We start from the raw sequence: 18,936 nt of genomic DNA on the forward strand, positions 1-18,936 counted from the left end.
TTAAATCAATTAGGAACCTACTTTTCTTGAATATACAATGAAAGAAAATAAAAAAACCTACTGGAAAGGGTTAGAAGAACTGACCAATGATGAGTCAGTTATCAGAAATGCTGAAAGAGAGTTTCCGGAGGGTCCGTCTACTTTAGATGGCTCTTCTCGTAGAGATTTCTTGAAAATGATGGGATTCAGCTTAGCAGCAGCTTCTTTGGCAGCTTGCGAAGCTCCTGTTAGAAAAGCAATCCCTTATGTAAATAAGCCGGTTGATATCAATCCTTCTATTCCAAACTACTACGCATCAACATTTGCTTCTGGCGGTGATTATGCTTCTATCGTAGTGAAGACGCGTGAAGGTAGACCAATAAAAATTGACGGTAACGAACTTTCTCCAATCTCCCAAGGTGGTACTTCTGCAATCGTAGAAGCTTCCGTATTGTCTTTATATGACAAGCAGCGTGTGGCTGGTCCAATGGCTGATGGAGAGCAAGTAGAATGGTCAGCACTAGATGCACAAGTGAAAGCTCAGTTAGCATCTGCTGGAACCGTTAAGATTGTTACCAATACCATTCTTTCTCCTTCTACTGAAAAAGCGTTACAGCAGTTCGCGGATGCTTTTGGTGGAGCGGAAGTAATTACTTATGATCCAGTTTCTGCTTATGGTATTACCAAAGCAGCAGAAATGACCTACGGATCTGCTATCCTGCCTACCTATCACTTCAACAAAGCTTCCGTGATTGTTAGCTTCGCGGCTGATTTCCTAGGTACTTGGATTTCTCCAATTGAATTTGCTAAGCAGTATAGCAAGACAAGAAAGATTACCAAAGAAAAGCCAACGATGTCAAGGCATTTCCAATTTGAGTCTAATCTTTCTTTGACTGGTGCGAATGCGGACTACAGAACTCCTATCAAAGCTTCACAAAATGGTTTGGCAGTATTAGCATTATACAATGCTATTGCAAGAAAAGCTGGTGCTGCTACTGTTTCTGGTGCGGCGGTAGAAGTTGAATATTTGGATAAAGCTGCCAATGAGTTGTGGGCAAACAGAGGAAAGTCTCTTGTTGTTGCTGGTTCCAACGATCCAAACGTACAAATTGTCATCAATGCAATCAATGATTTGCTAGATAACAATGGTGCTACAGTTGATTTCTCTACTCCAACCTATTTCAGAAAAGGAAATGATGCAAAAATGAATCAGTTTGTTGCTGATTTGAAAGCTGGTAGAGTTGGTGGTGTAGTATTCTACAACTGTAACCCGGTTTATGATTTTGTAAATGGTGCTGAATTAGGTGAAGCAATTGCTAAAGCAAAAGTTTCTGTTGCAACGAATGGTACTTTGGATGAGACTGCTTCTTTGGTGAAGTTTGTTGCTCCTGACCATCATTACTTAGAGTCTTGGAATGACTTCAATCCAAGAAAAGGACACTACAGCTTATCACAGCCTGTAATTTCTCCTTTGTTTAAAACCCGTCAAGCTCAAGAGTCTTTCTTGATTTGGGCAGGAAATGATACTAATTACTACGATTTCTTACAGGAGAATTGGAGAACGTCTCTTTTCTCTACTCAGTCTGAGACTTCAAGTTTCCAAGAATTCTGGGATAGATCCTTATTCAATGGTGTATATGCAGTAGAAAGTACATCTACTTCGGTAACAGGGTCCGCTGATGTATCTGCTGCTGCAAGTGCTATCAACAGAGTGTACAAAGCAGATAATGCAGGTACAGAATTGGTAGTATATACAAAGGTAGGTTTAGGAAATGGTACTTTTGCCAACAACCCATGGTTGCAGGAAATGTCCGATCCTATCTCCAAAGCTACTTGGGATAACTACTTGACAGTATCCCAGTCTTGGGCTTCTGAGCAAGGCTTAAAAATGTTTGAAGGTGCTACCAAAAAAGCAAAAGTAACGATTGGTGACAAGACTATAACTGTTCCTGTACTTGTTCAGCCTGGTCAAGCAAAAGGCACTGTAGGTTTGGCTTTAGGTTATGGTAGATCTAAAGCAGGTAGAGTAGCCAATGGAGTAGGGGTAAATGCTTATGAATTGCTAACCAATGCAAATGGCTTTACCTCGTATGAAATCACTGAAGGCGTAAGTGTTGAGCTTACAAGTGATTCTTACAAGATTGCTCAAACGCAGACGCATCAGACATACATGGATAGACAGTATGTCATCCAGGAGTCTACATTGCCTGAATACAAAGAAAATCCATCTGCAGGTAGAGATTTCCCTAAAGTGTACATGGAAGGGGAGTTTGTAAAACCAAACAAGATTTCTTTGTGGAAAGGTCACAGATATTCTAATCACCATTGGGGATTAGCGATTGACATGAACTCATGTATCGGTTGTGGTGCATGTACAGTAGCATGTCAAGTAGAAAACAACGTTTCTGTTGTTGGTAAAGAAGAAGTGTTGAATAGAAGAGAAATGGCGTGGATCCGTATCGATCGATACTATTCTTCTCCAGAAGGTGCTTCTAGCAACAAAGAATTGGAAGCTGCGGCTGATAATCCAGAAGTTATCTTCCAACCGATGATGTGTCAGCATTGCAACAACGCTCCTTGTGAGACTGTATGTCCAGTAGCTGCTACAACGCACTCTTCAGAAGGTTTGAATCAAATGACGTACAACAGATGTATCGGTACAAGATATTGTGCAAACAACTGTCCGTACAAAGTGAGAAGATTCAACTGGTTTAAGTATCATGATAACAAAGCTTTTGCTGCTGTTAACGTTGCCCAAAACGATGATATGGGTAAAATGGTATTGAATCCAGATGTGACGGTTAGGGTTCGTGGTGTGATTGAAAAATGCTCTATGTGTGTGCAGCGTATTCAATCAGGCAAGTTAACTGCTAAGAAAGAAGGCAGAAGAGTTAAAGACGGTGAAATCAATACTGCTTGTGCTACCGCTTGTCCTACGAATGCGATTGTTTTCGGAGATATGAATGATCCTGAAAGCAACATTACCAAAATGTTGAAGATCGAAGATAACAACGATTCTCCGACAAAAGAGGTAGGTGAGGAAAGAGCATATCACGTATTGGAGTACTTAAATGTGAATCCAAACGTGTGGTACTTTACCAAAATCAGAAATAAGGATAAATCAGAAGCGTAATTAATAATTTTATAAGATATGCAGGTAACTTCATCCGTACGCGAGCCGCTAATAACCGGCGGTAAAACCTTAAAAGATGTAACCCATGATATCTCAAGACAGGTAGAAGGTAAGCCGTCCATCGGCTGGATTCTTGGTCTTTTGGTTTCCGTTGGTGCCTTGGGCTTAGGGGGACTTGCTTTGGCAGCCACTCTTTGGGAAGGTATTGGAATGTGGGGGTTGAATAAAACTATCGGTTGGGCTTGGGACATCACCAACTTCGTGTGGTGGGTCGGTATTGGTCACGCTGGTACATTGATTTCCGCAGTATTGTTGCTATTCAGACAGAAATGGAGAATGGCTATTAACAGAGCTGCTGAGGCGATGACGATTTTTGCTGTAATTTGTGCGGCAATGTTCCCAATCATTCACATGGGTAGACCATGGGTTGGTGCTTATTGGGCTTTGCCTCTTCCAAATACTTGGGGTTCATTGTGGGTAAATTTCAACTCTCCGCTCTTGTGGGACGTGTTTGCGATTTCTACTTATTTCTCAGTATCCCTTGTGTTCTGGTACATTGGTTTGATTCCTGATTTTGCGACAATCAGAGACAGAGCTACAGGTTTAAGAAAAACTATCTACGGTGCATTGGCATTCGGTTGGGATGGTGCTGCAAAAACTTGGAGCAGATACGAATCAGTTGCCTTGATTTTGGCAGGTTTAGCGACTCCATTGGTACTTTCAGTTCACACGATTGTATCTTTTGACTTTGCTACCTCCGTAATTCCAGGTTGGCATACTACAATCTTCCCTCCTTATTTCGTAGCTGGAGCAATTTTCTCAGGCTTTGCCATGGTATTGACCTTGATGATCATCACTAGAAAGCTATTCAAGTTGGAAGATTATATCACAATCGGACATATTGAGTTGATGAACATCGTTATCATCATCACAGGTTCTATTGTAGGTATTGCTTACATCACTGAGTTCTTTATTGCTTGGTATTCAGGTGTGGCTCCTGAGCAATATGCGTTTGTCAACAGAGCTTTTGGTCCATATTGGTGGGCATATTGGGCGATGATGACTTGTAACGTAATTTCCCCTCAGCTTTTCTGGTTTAAGAAAATTAGAACTTCCATTGTGCTCACATTCATCTTATCGATTGTTGTAAACATCGGTATGTGGTTTGAGCGTTTTGTAATCATTGTTACTTCCCTACACAGAGACTTCTTGCCTTCTTCTTGGGCGATGTTCTATCCAACTTGGGCTGACGTAGGAGTGTATTTGTTTACGTTCGGTTTGTTCTTCACCTTATTCTTGTTGTTTGCTAAATTCTTCCCAGTAATCAACATGGCTGAAGTTAAGTCAATTGTTAAATCTTCATCTGAAAAAGTTACTAAATAAGACATGGAAAGAGATAAGAATTTTATCCTCGGTGTGTACGACGATGAGGATGTACTATTAGACGCAATTACAAAGGTTCGTCAAAGTGGAGTAAAAATCCACGAGGTTTATTCACCTTTCCCTGTTCACGGAATTGACGATGTCTTAGGATATAAAAGAAGCAAATTGCCTATCGCAGCATTCCTTTTTGGAATGTTGGGAACAAGCTTAGCTTTGTTGATGCAGTTTTACATGATGAAATGGGATTGGCCTATGATCATCGGTGGTAAAGATTATGCAGGTTTTCCAGTATTTGTTCCGGTAACTTTCGAGTTGACGGTACTTTTAGCTGCTTTCGGTATGGTGGGTGTGTTTTTCGTATCCTCTAATCTGAAGCCTTGGGGACAAGCTAGAATCTTTGACCTAAGAGTTACTGATGATAAGCATGTGATGGCAATTGATTTAGCTGTAAACAGTGGAATGGAGGAAGAGAAGCTAGCGGAAGTTTTAAAATCTTCTGGTGCTTCTGAGGTGAATAAAAAAAGTTTTGAATAGAACATTGAGAGCTATGAAAATTACGAATTCTATATATGTACTTGGGTTGTCAGGCCTTGTTTTCTTGGGTGCCTGTACAGCTTCTGGTGACCATCCTGGATATGAGTATGCACCTCAGATGTATAACTCCGTAGCTTATGAGCCATTAAATCAGATTGTAGATGAATCCCAAGGTTCTTGGTTGTCTACAAGAGAAGATGGAAAGGGTGAATTCTTCAACAGTAACATTAATAATCCTAACCGCATGAATATGCGTGAACCGGTTGCTAATACTGTTCCAAGAACCAAAGATGGTGCGCTTCCTTACCGTTTGAAAGCATTTGAATTGGAAGAAGCTGCAAAAATTGAAAATCCAGTAGAACTAACGGAGCAAGTGTTAGCTGAGGGTAGAGTGTTGTACAGACAGTATTGCTCTACTTGTCATGGTAATAATGGCGAAGGTGATGGTAAGGCTGGTGAAGTAGTAGGTGGTGTTGCCAATTTAAAAGGTGGTGCATACATTGATTTGCCTGAAGGTCATATTTTCCATGTGATCATGAAAGGTAAAGGCAGAATGGGTGCTCACGGTTCACAAATTCCTCAAGAGAGAATTTGGAAAATTGTTCACTATGTTAAACAAGAAATTCAGAAACAATAATCATGGGTCACAGTACAACTAACTACAATTTGGACCAAAAATTTGATTTTTCGGCTGCGCTGAAAAAATCAATCATGACTGTACTTGGAATTGGTGCGGTACTTTTGGTAGCTGGTATTATCTTGAGTATGACTGGAGGCCATGATCATGGTGCTGAGGAAGGTGCTCATGCGTATCATTGGTATCAGCGTCTATTTGCCAATTTATGGATTAACAACGTTTACTTTACTGGTATTGCAGTAATCGGCGTTTTCTTCTTTGCTATTCAATATGCTGCTCAGGCTGGATGGTCTGCTGGTATTCTTAGAGTTATGTTATCTCTTGGTTATTGGTTGCCTATCGGTGCTGGATTATTGATTGTATCTTATTTTATTGTAAGCCATGACATTTTCCACTGGACACACGCTTATCTATTTGATAAAAATGATCCGCAATATGATTACATCATCGATGGTAAAGGTGGGTTCTTTTTCTGGCCTTTAGAAAAAGGTACGTTCCCAATTTTCTTTGTTGTAAGAATGTTTGTATTCCTAGGGGTTTGGATTTTCTTTTTCAACAAGTTGAAAGCTTTGTCCTTTGAAGAGGATAGAGTAGGCGGTACAGAACATTGGAGAAAAATGAGAACTTGGTCTGCATTTTTCTTGGTATTCTTTGCAGTATCTTCTTCTATTGCTGCTTGGGATTGGGTAATGTCTATAGATACTCACTGGTTCTCTACTTTGTTTGGCTGGTATATGTTTGCGTCTTGGTTTGTTGCAGGTCTTTCGGCAATTACTTTGATTACGCTATACTTGAGAGATAAAGGCTATTTGGAAATGGTCAACGAAAACCATATCCATGACTTAGGAAAGTTTGTTTTTGGTTTCTCTATTTTCTGGACTTACCTATGGTTCTCTCAGTTCTTATTGATCTATTACGCCAATATTCCTGAGGAATCTGTGTACTTCGTAGAAAGATTACAGTCTGATGTGTATGGACCGTTTGTTTTTGTAAATTTAATCCTAAACTTCTTCTTGCCATTCTTTGTTTTAATGACACGTGATGCAAAGAGACATGGAATTTTCTTGAAAGTTGTTTGTTCTTTGATCATCTTAGGACATTGGTTTGACTTCTTCTTGATGGTTCAGCCAGGTACTTTGGGTCACAACGGTGGCTTTGGTCTAATGGAGATTGGAATGTTCTTGGTATATGGTGCAGGTGCTGCTTGGGTTGTAATGAGCAATTTGGGTAAAGGTAATCTTGTAGCGAAGAACCATCCAATGTTGGAAGAAAGTTATCATCATCATATTTAATTATCCGAAAAAATTAATTCTATGTACGGATTTCTGATTGCAGTTGGAGTTTTACTATTACTATCCATCATTTGGATGGTTTATAGAATTCAGACATTGGTCTCTGTCGTTAAGGGCAGTGACAAAAAGGTTGTAACAGGTAGCAATAAGGTGAATGCCTTGATGTTTATCCTGTTTTTGGTAGGTGCAGGTGGTTTGATGTTTTGGTATTCAATCAAGGAGTTTGATAACTACAATCTACCAGTTGCGTCTGAACATGGTGTGGTAACAGATCAGTTGTTTTGGGTTACAATGGCAGTGACTGGCATTGTATTCATCATTACGCATATCTTATTATTCATTTTCCCATACAAGTATCAGTATTCTGAGAGAAGGACTGCTAGCTTCTACCCTGACAACAATAAATTAGAGGTTATTTGGACAGTTGTTCCGGCAATCGTTCTTGCTTTGTTGGTAATTGGTGGTTGGAGAGCTTGGACAGATATCACTGCTCCTGCTCCGGAAAATGCTCACGTAGTAGAGTTGATGGGATATCAGTTTGCTTGGGAAGTGAGATACCCTGGAATGGATAATGTACTTGGCGCGAACGATTACCGTTTAACCAATGCTTCTAATGTTTCTGGTGTTGATTTTACGGATAGAAATTCATTAGATGATTTCTCTTCTCCGGTAGTTTATATCCCTAAAGGTGAGCCAGTATTATTTAAAATCCGTGCAAGAGATGTATTGCATTCTGTATTTGCTCCGCATATGCGATTGAAAATGGATGCTGTTCCTGGTATGCCTACTCGTTTTTGGTTTGTTCCTACAAAGACTACGGCTGAAATGAGAGCTGAACTGAACAATCCTGAGTTTAACTATGAAATCGCATGTACTGAGATTTGTGGGAGAGGTCATTTCTCTATGAAAAGAGAAATTGTAGTGGTAGAGCCGGATGAGTTTAGAAAGTGGGTTGCTGATCAAAAACCTTACATCGTTAACAATCCAGCATTAGTTGCGGATCTACCTTTGGAGTTAAAAGAATTAGCTGAAATTACTATCAGCGAATACAAGTAATAAATAGCAATAAATATGGCGACAGCAGAATCAGCTTTACACAATGCCACTGCACATGATCACCATGATCATGAGCATCATGACAATTTTATTACCAAGTATATCTTCAGTACCGATCACAAAATGATTGGTAAGCAATTCCTGGTAACGGGGATTTTCTGGGCTATCATTGGTGGTGCCTTGTCTATTATTTTCAGATTACAGTTAGGTTTCCCTGACATGGAGTTGCACTGGCTTAAGCCTTTGCTTGGAGGTTGGATTGATGAAGGTGGCAAACTGGATCCGAACTTCTATTTGGCATTGGTAACGATGCACGGTACCATCATGGTATTCTTTGTGCTTACTGCTGGTTTGAGTGGTACTTTCTCAAATTATTTGATTCCACTTCAAATCGGTGCCCGTGATATGGCTTCAGGTTTTATGAATATGTTGTCTTACTGGTTATTCTTTGTTTCCGGTGTGATCATGTTCATTTCCTTATTCATTGAAACAGGACCTGCATCTGGCGGTTGGGTTGTATATCCTCCATTATCTGCCCTTGAGCAGGCAATGCCCGGTTCAGGTTTGGGTATGACATTATGGTTGATTTCCATGACTTTCTTTATCGCGAGTTCCTTGCTTGGTGGTATTAACTATATCACTACGGTAATTAACTTGAGAACCAAAGGTATGTCTTTCTCAAGATTACCTTTGACCATATGGGCCTTCTTCTTGACGGCAGTTATTGGTTTGTTGTCATTCCCTGTATTGTTCTCCGCTGCATTGTTGTTGGTGTTTGATAGAAGTTTTGGAACTTCCTTCTATCTATCTGATATCTATATAGGTGGAGAAGCGCTTCCTAATACTGGAGGTAGTGCTGTTCTTTATCAGCACTTGTTTTGGTTCTTAGGTCACCCAGAGGTATATATTGTATTATTACCTGCTTTGGGGATTACTTCTGAAATTATTGCTACTCAATCCAGAAAACCTATTTTTGGTTACAAAGCAATGATTATTTCCATGTTGGGTATTGCAATCCTTTCTTTCGTTGTATGGGCTCACCACATGTTCGTGTCTGGTATGAATCCATTCTTAGGATCTATCTTCATGTTCCTTACATTGATTATTGCGATTCCATCAGCAGTTAAGGTATTTAACTATTTGACTACATTATGGAGAGGTAATTTGATTTTCACTCCAGGTATGTTATTCTCAATTGGTCTTGTTTCCTTCTTTATTTCTGGAGGTTTGACAGGTATTTTCTTGGGTAACTCTGCTATCGATATTCAATTACACGATACTTATTTCGTAGTAGCTCACTTCCATTTGGTAATGGGTTCTGCCTCTTTCTTTGGATTGATGGCTGGTGTGTACCACTGGTTCCCTAAAATGTTTGGTAGAATGATGGATGCTCGATTGGGTTATATTCACTTCTGGTTGACATTTATTGGAGTTTACATGGTATTCTTCCCAATGCACTACATTGGTATAGCTGGTTTCCCTAGAAGATATTATTCTTGGACAAACTTCGAATTTACCAACATGTATACTGATTTGAACATGTTTGTATCTGCTGCTGCTATTATTACATTTGCTGCACAGGCTATCTTCTTGTTCAATTTCTTCTATAGCATGTATAGAGGTCGTAAAGCGCCTATGAACCCATGGAGATCTACCACACTTGAGTGGACTACTCCAGTTAATCCTGGTCATGGAAACTGGCCTGGAGAGATTCCTGCGGTTTATAGATGGCCTTATGATTATTCTAAGCCTGGCGCTGCTGAGGATTTCATTCCTCAAACAGTTCCTTTGTCTGCGACACCTGAATCTAACTTACCACATGAGCAGGAGCTTGTGAAGTTGGAGAAAGAGATTATTGCAGAGGAAGAAGCTATGTTAGTGGCCGATGAAACAAAAACCGTTTAATCATTCTATAAACAGCTTTCGCAGTATATCTTTGATTACTGTGATAGCTGTTTATTTTCTTATTCTGGTCGGTGGGGTTGTTCGAAGTACCGGATCTGGTATGGGATGTCCTGACTGGCCTAAATGTTTTGGGAGCTTGATTCCACCTACTAGTGTGGATCAGCTCCCAACTAATTATCAGGAGATATATCTTGAAAAGCGCTTAGTTAAAAATGATCGCTTTGTTGCTAACCTAGAGGCTTTAGGTTTTAATAAAAAAGCCGAGGAAATCAGAAATGATAAAAGTATCCTGATTGAAGAAGAGTTTAATCCTGTGAAAACTTGGATTGAATACTTGAACAGATTAGTAGGAGCGGTTATTGGATTATTGGTTTTGATAACGATGATCCGTTCCTTACCCTTATGGAAAACTGATAAGGTTATTCCTGTTTTGGCAGTATTCAATTTATTGTTGGTTCTCTTTCAGGCTTGGATTGGTTCGATTGTAGTATCCACCAATTTGATGCCTTGGATGATTACTATTCACATGGTATTAGCTCTAGTGATTGTTTGCTTGTTGATTTACTTGTATTACCGCTCCAATCGATTGGTCAAAGATCGTCTTGAAGTTACAGACAACCCTAATTACCTATTTAATGTTTTGGTGATTGGTTTTGTGCTTACGATCGGACAAATTGTATTGGGAACTCAGGTAAGAGAAGCAGTGGATCAAGTGGCATTTCAATTCGGCGGTTTATTGAGATCGGAGTGGGTTGACAATTTGGGTTTATCCTTCCTGATTCATCGTTCTTACAGTATAGTGATTCTAGCCATACATGTTTATTTTGTATACAGGATTTATAAACTTACCGTAAGAAACTCCGTAATATTTAAGCTCACGCAACTTTTGTTTGTAGTGTTGGTGGTGGAAATTTTATCCGGTGTTGGTATGGCTTATTTTGCTATTCCTGCATTTCTCCAACCAATCCATTTGTTGTTTGGGGCTTTATTAATTGGAATTCAGTTCCTGTTGTTAATGAAATTATCTGATCAAAAACAATTAATAGCTGTTAAACTAAGTTCATGAGAACTTTAAATATATCGAATGACACGCTGCTTGATTTCATAAGTTTTCGGTTGAAGGCTTATGCTGATCTAGTGAAATTAAGGCTTTCCGCCTTGGTTACCTTCTCTGCGGGCTTTGGGTTTATCCTAGGCGATAGTGGTGTTAATTTCTCTTGGGTAAATTTTATTGGTTTGATTATCGGTGGGCTTCTTATTAGTGGAGCTTCCGGTGCTGCTAACGAAATTTGGGAAAAAGATTTTGATAAATTGATGAAGCGTACCCAAAATAGGCCGCTTCCATTGAACTTGATTTCCTTAAAAGAGGCCTATTGGTTCACTACGCTAATAGCAATTGCGGGTGTTGGGATTCTATGGACATTAACGAATCCATTGACCACTGCCTTGGGTGTGCTGAGCATGATATTATACGTGTTCGTGTATACCCCATTAAAAAGAGTTGGTCCTATTGCCGTGTTTGTTGGTGCTATCCCTGGTGCTATGCCTCCGTTGTTGGGATGGACAGCTGCAACAGGTATGATTTCCCATGAAGCATTAATCATCTTTGGTATTCAGTTTATCTGGCAATTTCCGCATTTCTGGGCGATTGCATGGGTAGGTGATGATGATTACAAAAGGGCTGGATTCAAATTGCTTCCGAGTGGTGGTAAAAAGGATTTAAATACGGCTATTCAAATTATGATTTATACCTTGTTCTTGTTGCCACTAGGTCTCTTACCTACCTATTTTGGTTTGACAGGAATCAATTCAGGGATAGTCGCTACTTTATGTGGGGTATTGTTTCTAGCTCAGACATTCTCTTTGATGAGAGACTGTTCTAGAAAATCGGCTCTTCGGATCATGTTTGGTTCATTCTTATATTTACCAATTGTACAAATAGCATATCTGCTAGATAAAGTTTAATATGGAAGAGAAATTTGCATATGTAGAAGGGGCAGAACAGCCAATTTCCATGCATCCTAAAAAGTTTGCATTATGGTTGTTTATTGTAACGGTGGTGATGATTTTTGCGTCTCTTACTAGTGCCTACATTGTTAGACAGTCAGAAGGTAATTGGTTGGAATTTGACTTACCTCAAATCTTCTGGTATAGTTCTGGGATTATTATATTGAGTAGTTTAACATTGCATTGGTCTTATCTTTCAGCGAAGAAAGATGAGTTGAATGCTGTAAAGACAGGTATGATAATTACCACTATCTTGGGAGTTGCATTCTTGGTTTCTCAGTGGTATTCGTGGGTTGCGTTGGTGGATAGGGATGTGTACTTTGTGGGGAATCCTGCGGGTTCTTTCTTGTATGTCTTTACAGGTTTGCATGCAATACACTTGATTAGTGGTGTGATATTTCTAATTATTGTATTAATTTCGTCCTTTAATTATAAAGTACATTCCAAAAACATCGTCAGTCTTGAAATGTGCATGAACTATTGGCATTTCTTAGGGGGGCTTTGGTTGTATCTATTTATGTTCTTATTATTGAATCATTAAAAGTAACTTACACATATGTCGACAACTGCAACTACTGTTGGGTTAAGCCCAAAAAGAGGAATTTGGGGAGGAGGTAATGAACCTCTCAAAGCGAGTTATGGAAAACTCATGATGTGGTTTTTCCTACTTTCCGATATCTTCACTTTTGCCGCATTTTTGATTGCTTACGCTGCGATCAGAGTCAGTTATCCAGGTTATGCTGGTCCTGCTGATGGATTTGTTGGATCGAATGAATATTGGCCTGTTCCTGATTTGGTTTTTGATGCATTCCCTTTCTTCCATGGTATGCATTTACCATTGGTGTTTGTGACCTTGATGACCTTCATTTTGATTATGTCTTCTATTACTATGGTATTGGCAGTAGAGGCAGGTCACAGAAATGATAGAAATGATGTAGTAAAGTGGTTGTTGTGGACCATTTTGGGTGGTGCTACTTTCTTAGGTTGTCAGGCTTGGGAGTGGTCTCACTTTATTCACGGTACTGACGGTGGTTCTGTAATCACTTATGTTAATAAAATGGGGCAAGTAGTTACTGAAACAGTTTTTGGAGCTAATTTGATGGTTAATGAATATGGCCCTGCCGCATTCGCCCAATTATTCTTTTTTATAACTGGATTCCACGGATTTCACGTTACTATCGGTGTATTCTTATTGTTCTTAGCCTTCTATCAGGCAGCTGTAGGAGTATATGAAAGAAGAGGTCATTATGAAATGGTTGAAAAAATCGGCTTGTATTGGCACTTTGTTGACCTTGTGTGGGTATTCGTATTCACCTTCTTCTATTTGATCTAACCTAATTAATTGAACTATTATGGCTTCTCAAGAAAATAAATTGGTTGTAATTCCTCGCGACGAGGCAAAAATTAAAAAATTATGGAAGACAGCAGGAATTCTGTTTGTTTTAACATCAATTGAGTTAGTTTTCGCTTTTACTCTTCCAAGAGGCATCTTTCTTTACTTGCTTTTCATTGCTCTAACTATTTGGAAAGCTAAGTATATCATGATGGATTTTATGCACTTGGGTGAAGAGGCAAAACCATTGTTCTACTCAATCGTAGTTCCATTGATTTTCCTACTTTGGTTTGTTATTGCAATGATTAGAGAAGGTAGTGATATCTTTATGGTGCGTTGGTAACAAAACAATAAAATCATAAAAAAAAGTAGGTTAAGGTGAGAACTTTAACCTATTTTTTTGTTTAACATTCAAAGGGCTTATGAAAAGTTTACGCATATTACAAGGCTTCGTATTACTCTGTATCCTGTTGATACCAATTGTAATCATTGTCTTCTTACGGACATTTGGTTCCAATAAATACGATATTGATGTATTCTATGTGGATGGCATTCCAAATGATTTATTCATGGAGTGTGACCACAAACAAGGGGTTCAGCACATCATTCCTGACTTTACTTTCACCTCCAATAAAGGTTTACAAGTAGGTAGGTTTGAAATGGAGGGGAAAATCACCATCGTTGATTTCTTCTTTACTTCCTGTCCCAGTATTTGTCCAGTGATGTCTTCTGAAATGGAGCGGGTGGATGATGCTTTTAAAGATAATCCTAACGTTCAGATTTACTCTATCTCAATAGACCCTGAATTCGACACTCAGGAGGTATTAGATAGCTATGCGCAAAAACACTTAGCTTCCCATAAATGGCATTTCCTTACAGGAGATAAAGAAGAAATTTATAATCTTGCGCGCTGTGGGTTTGTTTTACCTACCTTTGATGGATATGGGGTGCCTGATGACTTTGTGCATAGTGATAAATTTGTCTTAGTGGATGAATTTGGACGTATTAGGGGTTATTATAGTGGTACTACAAGAGAAGAAGTTGATCGATTAATATTAGAAACAAAAATCCTGTTACATGGAAAATAAATTAACCTTCGAATCCGAAGATAAAGGTATCCTTAAGTGGATTACGGTTATAGCGATAGCTGTACCTGTGGTAGTAGCTATTCTATTGTTTATGCCTTCCAAGATAGATGTAGCTTCTGATTGGGTGTTTTTTCTTCCCCATTTGAATGCGGTCATCAATACTGCGGCTACTTTGGCCCTTGTATTGGCTTTAGTGTTTATCAAAAATGGCAATATCCAATTACATAGAACGGCAATGACAAGCGCATTTGGACTTGGTGCGATTTTCTTGGTTTCTTATGTCATTTATCATGCAACAGCAGAAAGTACAACATTTGGTGGTGAGGGATGGATAAGACCAGTTTACTACTTTATCTTGATTTCACACATCATTCTTGCAGCAGTTGCTTTATTTCCAATTCTCCTAGCCTATTACTATGGGTACATGGATAAGCGTGCTCAACACAAAAAAATTGTTAAATTTGCATATCCTATTTGGTTATATGTAACTGTAACGGGTGTTTTGGTGTATCTAATGATAAGTCCTTATTACACCTTTTAATTGATGGAAGTATGAAGCGTTTGCAAAGAGTAGTATTATTGGCCTTAGGGTTTTTATTAATCCAATTGCCTGCCTATGCACAGTGTGCGATGTGTAGAGCGACGGTAGAAATAAACGTTAGTAATGGTGATACCACTATTGGTGCGGGTTTAAATAAAGGGATTCTTTACTTGTTAGCTGCACCTTATACAATTGCCATTGTCATAGGATATCTCTGGTACAAAAACGCAAAACAGCGGAAAAGTAAGTTCGTTTTTCACGGTGATAAATTTTAAAAGAGAAAGCAAAGTTTGAATCTAAACTTTGCTTTTTTACTTTTAATCCATGAATACACGAACCAAACGATTATTAGTCACTATTGCTCTTCTAGCGATCGGGTTGGTGTTTGTATTTTTGTTTGACTTTTCCTCTTCAGATCCGGAAAAGCGTTTTGCAGCTCCGATTTCTGAAAAAATTCAACTAATTGAGTCCTCTTTTGATACGGATTTCATTGATATTCTCATGAAAAACCGTCCTGATGATGAGATGGACTTTACAAGCCTCTTCATAGATTCCAATTATCCGTATTTTGTGTATACTGACACAGGTGAATTAATCTTTTGGTCAGATTTTCTATTTATCCCAGATTATGAAAATGTTCAAGGTAGTGTAAACCCGTATATATTAGAAACAAGAGAAGGTATTTTTTTTAGTAAATCACGACTTTTTACTCGAAACAATAGGTCGTATCGATTACTTCAACTTTATCCCTTAATTCTTAATTCCTTGGTGGAGAACGAGTACCTGCCTTCTGGTTTTAACAAAGAGATATTTGGTACCGGTGATTTTGTTATTGTTAGTGAGCAAAGTGATCGAGGTATTCCTATCATAGGAACCAAGGGAGAGCCTCTATTTTATGTTTCTTTTCTGGAAAACTACCAGTCTATTGGAGAGTCTAGGAATATTCCTGTATTAGTATTCTTTTTTTCGTTGCTTGGTTTGATAGGAATTTTGTCCCTTGATTTAGTCCGTTTTCTTTGGAGGAAAGAGCAGCATTGGAAAGCTATAGTATACACTAGTTTGATATTGGCAATTGTTAGAGGGGCTATGTTAGTCTTAGGTTTTCCAAAAAAGTATTTTGATTTCACATTATTTGATTCTGTTAAATACGCATCCTCTTGGCTGAATCCGAGTTTAGGAGACTTATTTCTAAATATGCTTTCCATTATGCTCGTATTTGGTATGATAATTAAGAAGTTTGCGTTTTCTGACTTTCATTTTTGGAGGTTGAGAGCTAAAGCAATGGTTCCTTATTGGTTGAAATTGGTAGTTGCTAATTTCCTTTCTTTTGGCTTATTGGTATTATTCTACAGTTTGCATGTGAATATTCTGACTAACTCTCAATGGGATTTAAATATCCTAAGCCTTCCTTCATTTGACTTGTTTAAAGCACTTTCATTACTGATTGTATTTTTCGGTGCCTCCATTTATTTACTTTTTAATCTTTTTGGGTTTAAAGTTCTCTTTGAGGAAGGCTCTATTTCTAAAAAACAGGGCTTGCAAGTACTTTTCATACTGTTTTTACCAGTAGGAGTCCTGTTGTTTTGGTTTAATTGGATATGGTCAATATTAGTTGTATTGCATTTAGTATTTATAGGGTCTGTTATAGGGTTCCAGCTATTTAAAAATGTAGGGAGGATTGGATTGTCAACTTTTTTAACTTTCTTTTTCGGTTGTTTTATAGCAGCATTGATTACCGGAATAGCTTCTTACGAAGTCTATCTTGAGCGTGAAATAGAAAGCAAAGAAAGATTTGGGAGTCAACAGCTACTTGAAAATGATCTGATGGCAGAGTTTCTTCTTACAGATGTAATGGATAAGGTTCGACATGACTTATTTATTAAATCTTCTATCAATGATCCATTTCAACCAAAAGAGGCGATTGAACGAAAAATCAGACGGATTCATTTGCCAAACTACTTTGATCAATATGCTGTCAAAATCAAAGTATTTAATGTTAATGGAGATAATATATTGAATAGGGAAGATGCTGTCACACTTCAAGACCTTCGATTAGCATATGTGAAAAGTGATTATGCTACTTCAGTCCGTGATTTGTACATGCCTAGCCAGACTAGTGGAGATGTTTTAAGTAAATTATATGTGGCATTTGTTCCTTTATACAGGGAGGGAAATCTTTTAGGAACTGTGTTTTTTGAGTTGCAGCAATTAAGAGTATTACCCAGTGCTGTATTCCCTAAGTTGCTATTGGATAGCAGGTATTCTAATTTTTATTATGAGCAGTCCTATGATTATGCTGTACTTGTGGACGGAGAGCTACAGTATTCGGTAGGAGTGTTTAATTATAGAATGGCATCTTTAGAGACGCTTTGGCAAGAATCAGGATTGTTTGGACGAGGAATTTATAGAAAAGGATATCACCATATCGGTGTTCAGGACGGAGTAAAGATGGTGATTGTGTCATCGCCAATTTATCCAATGTATTACATCCTTGCAGATATTTCGCTTTTGTTTATCTTTTTTATCCTATTGACCTTAGTTAGTGTTTTTATTTACGCTTTGATCAAAGGCCTAGGCAAATTTGAGTTTAATTTCGCTACCAAACTTCAGATGTATCTGAATTTTGCATTTTTCTTTCCCATATTGATTATTTCTATCATAATTATTGGGTTATTATCCACCTCATACAAGGAGGAATTGGATAGGCAATATTTGGAAAAAGTGACCATTATTAGGGATAATTTGACCACTTCATTGGAAAGACAAGACGCAGGAATAAGTCTTCGAGATGAGTTTCCTGAAGCAGTAAATAGTCTTTCGTCAACTTCAAATACGGAAATCAATGTGTATGCTGCGTCTGGAGGTATGCTTTATAGCTCCCAGCCTACAATTTTTGATAAGCGGATTATTTCCAGAAAAATCAATCCAAGGGCAATCATTGAGATAGTAGAAAGGGAAAATAATATAGCATTACTTTCTGAGAGTGTAGGAAAGTTAAATTTTAAGACGGTATATGCAGCCATTAGAAGTTCTGATGGTGAAAGAATACAGGCAATTATTGCTGTTCCATTTTTTGAAAGTGAAGAAGAGTTGGATCGACTAATAGCAGATGTATTGAGTAATATTGTCAATATTTTTGTCTTGATATTTGTCCTCTTTTTGTTTGTGTCCTATTTCGTCTCCAAGCAAATCACCAATCCGTTTAAGTTGTTGACACAAAAATTGAAGATGACAGGATTAGAAAACAATGAACCTATGTACTGGCCTACCAGAGATGAAATAGGTTTATTGGTGAATGAGTATAATAACATGCTTTTTAAATTGGAAGAAAGTAAAAAGGTGCTTTCGGAAACTGAAAAAGAGTCGGCATGGAGAGAGATGGCCAAGCAGGTAGCACATGAGATCAAAAATCCTTTGACACCGATGAAACTGACCTTACAGCACTTGTTGCGCTTACAGGCAGAGAATAAAATAAACGACCCATCGATGCTCAAGCGTCCGATAGAAACGCTGATTCATCAGGTAGACACCCTAAGTGATATTGCCACCTCTTTTTCCACATTTGCAAAAATGCCTTTACCGAAAAATGAGGTAATGGATTTCAAAAAAGTGGTTTCCGATGCTATTGAGCTCTTTAAGTCCCGAGATAAGGGTATGATCCGATTCTCCGATGAAACCGATCTGCCAACGGTCAATATCAAAGGGGATGATCAGTTGTTTGGACGAATTATATCAAATTTGATCATTAATGGGATTCAGGCTGTCGAGGGCAGAAAAAAACCGGTGATTCAACTGCGACTGTATCTGGAAGAATCCTGTGCCATTCTTGCAGTGAAGGATAATGGGAAAGGAATTCCAGAAGAGTTGAGAAACAAGATTTTTATTCCAAATTTCAGTACCAAAACCGAAGGGTCTGGTTTGGGCTTAGCGATTGCTAAGCGAGGTGCAGAAACTGCGGGAGGCCAAATTTGGTTTGAGACAGTTGAAGGTGAAGGCAGTACCTTCTTCCTCAGCTTTCCTCTAATTCAAGCCCAATAGTTGTTCTCAT

The 18,936-nt window shown here is 38.5% G+C and carries 16 protein-coding genes; all 16 read left to right on the forward strand.

All coding sequences use genetic code 11. The features are described 5' to 3' along the window. Window positions 1-37: 37 nt before the first annotated feature. The 16 genes from IE080_RS09640 to IE080_RS09715 all read left to right on the forward strand — a co-directional run bounded on the left by IE080_RS09640 (window position 38) and on the right by IE080_RS09715 (window position 18,926). The gene (locus IE080_RS09640; RefSeq protein WP_189581315.1) at window positions 38-3,112 is read left to right on the forward strand and encodes a TAT-variant-translocated molybdopterin oxidoreductase; all 3,075 of its coding nucleotides are present in this window, start codon (window positions 38-40) and stop codon (window positions 3,110-3,112) included. A gap of 18 nt (window positions 3,113-3,130) precedes the next feature. Next, window positions 3,131-4,495 (forward strand): NrfD/PsrC family molybdoenzyme membrane anchor subunit, encoded by a 1,365-nt coding sequence (gene nrfD, locus IE080_RS09645; protein ID WP_189581317.1) that lies wholly within the window; start codon window positions 3,131-3,133, stop codon window positions 4,493-4,495. 3 nt (window positions 4,496-4,498) lie between these two features. Continuing rightward, complete coding sequence (locus IE080_RS09650) at window positions 4,499-5,029, forward strand: DUF3341 domain-containing protein (protein ID WP_189581319.1); 531 nt, start codon at window positions 4,499-4,501, stop codon at window positions 5,027-5,029. Between the two features lie 13 nt (window positions 5,030-5,042). Then, the gene (locus IE080_RS09655) at window positions 5,043-5,666 is read left to right on the forward strand and encodes a c-type cytochrome (protein WP_189581321.1); all 624 of its coding nucleotides are present in this window, start codon (window positions 5,043-5,045) and stop codon (window positions 5,664-5,666) included. A gap of 2 nt (window positions 5,667-5,668) precedes the next feature. After that, window positions 5,669-6,958: a quinol:cytochrome C oxidoreductase gene (locus tag IE080_RS09660; protein ID WP_189581323.1), complete on the forward strand. Its 1,290-nt coding sequence runs from the start codon at window positions 5,669-5,671 to the stop codon at window positions 6,956-6,958. 21 nt (window positions 6,959-6,979) lie between these two features. After that, the gene (locus IE080_RS09665; protein ID WP_189581326.1) at window positions 6,980-8,014 is read left to right on the forward strand and encodes a cytochrome c oxidase subunit II; all 1,035 of its coding nucleotides are present in this window, start codon (window positions 6,980-6,982) and stop codon (window positions 8,012-8,014) included. Window positions 8,015-8,029: 15 nt separating this feature from the next. Continuing rightward, window positions 8,030-9,919 (forward strand): cytochrome c oxidase subunit I, encoded by a 1,890-nt coding sequence (locus IE080_RS09670; protein WP_189581329.1) that lies wholly within the window; start codon window positions 8,030-8,032, stop codon window positions 9,917-9,919. After that, entirely contained in the window at window positions 9,900-10,985 is a 1,086-nt protein-coding gene (locus IE080_RS09675) for a COX15/CtaA family protein (RefSeq protein ID WP_189581332.1), read from the forward strand. Before IE080_RS09670 ends, IE080_RS09675 begins: the two co-directional genes overlap by 20 nt. Next, the gene (gene cyoE / locus IE080_RS09680) at window positions 10,982-11,884 is read left to right on the forward strand and encodes a heme o synthase (RefSeq protein WP_189581337.1); all 903 of its coding nucleotides are present in this window, start codon (window positions 10,982-10,984) and stop codon (window positions 11,882-11,884) included. The genes IE080_RS09675 and cyoE overlap by 4 nt, the downstream gene beginning before the upstream one ends. A gap of 1 nt (window position 11,885) precedes the next feature. Then, window positions 11,886-12,467, forward strand: a complete 582-nt coding sequence (locus IE080_RS09685) for a cytochrome c oxidase subunit 3 (RefSeq protein WP_189581340.1) — start codon at window positions 11,886-11,888, stop codon at window positions 12,465-12,467. Between the two features lie 15 nt (window positions 12,468-12,482). Further along, window positions 12,483-13,259, forward strand: a complete 777-nt coding sequence (locus IE080_RS09690; RefSeq protein WP_189581343.1) for a cytochrome c oxidase subunit 3 — start codon at window positions 12,483-12,485, stop codon at window positions 13,257-13,259. Between the two features lie 19 nt (window positions 13,260-13,278). After that, the gene (locus IE080_RS09695; RefSeq protein WP_189581346.1) at window positions 13,279-13,602 is read left to right on the forward strand and encodes a cytochrome C oxidase subunit IV family protein; all 324 of its coding nucleotides are present in this window, start codon (window positions 13,279-13,281) and stop codon (window positions 13,600-13,602) included. 79 nt (window positions 13,603-13,681) lie between these two features. Continuing rightward, complete coding sequence (locus IE080_RS09700) at window positions 13,682-14,347, forward strand: SCO family protein (protein WP_189581349.1); 666 nt, start codon at window positions 13,682-13,684, stop codon at window positions 14,345-14,347. After that, window positions 14,337-14,888 (forward strand): DUF420 domain-containing protein, encoded by a 552-nt coding sequence (locus tag IE080_RS09705; protein ID WP_189581352.1) that lies wholly within the window; start codon window positions 14,337-14,339, stop codon window positions 14,886-14,888. Before IE080_RS09700 ends, IE080_RS09705 begins: the two co-directional genes overlap by 11 nt. 11 nt (window positions 14,889-14,899) lie before the next feature. Continuing rightward, a complete protein-coding gene (locus IE080_RS09710) occupies window positions 14,900-15,163 on the forward strand; it encodes a CAMCR motif-containing small membrane protein (protein ID WP_189581355.1) in 264 nt (87 codons plus the stop codon). 49 nt (window positions 15,164-15,212) lie between these two features. Beyond that, window positions 15,213-18,926 carry a sensor histidine kinase gene (locus tag IE080_RS09715; RefSeq protein WP_189581358.1) on the forward strand — a complete coding sequence of 1,238 codons (3,714 nt, stop codon included), beginning with the start codon at window positions 15,213-15,215 and terminating at the stop codon, window positions 18,924-18,926. Window positions 18,927-18,936: the final 10 nt, after the last annotated feature.

Source organism: Mongoliitalea lutea (assembly GCF_014652135.1).
GTDB classification, from domain to species: domain Bacteria; phylum Bacteroidota; class Bacteroidia; order Cytophagales; family Cyclobacteriaceae; genus Mongoliitalea; species Mongoliitalea lutea.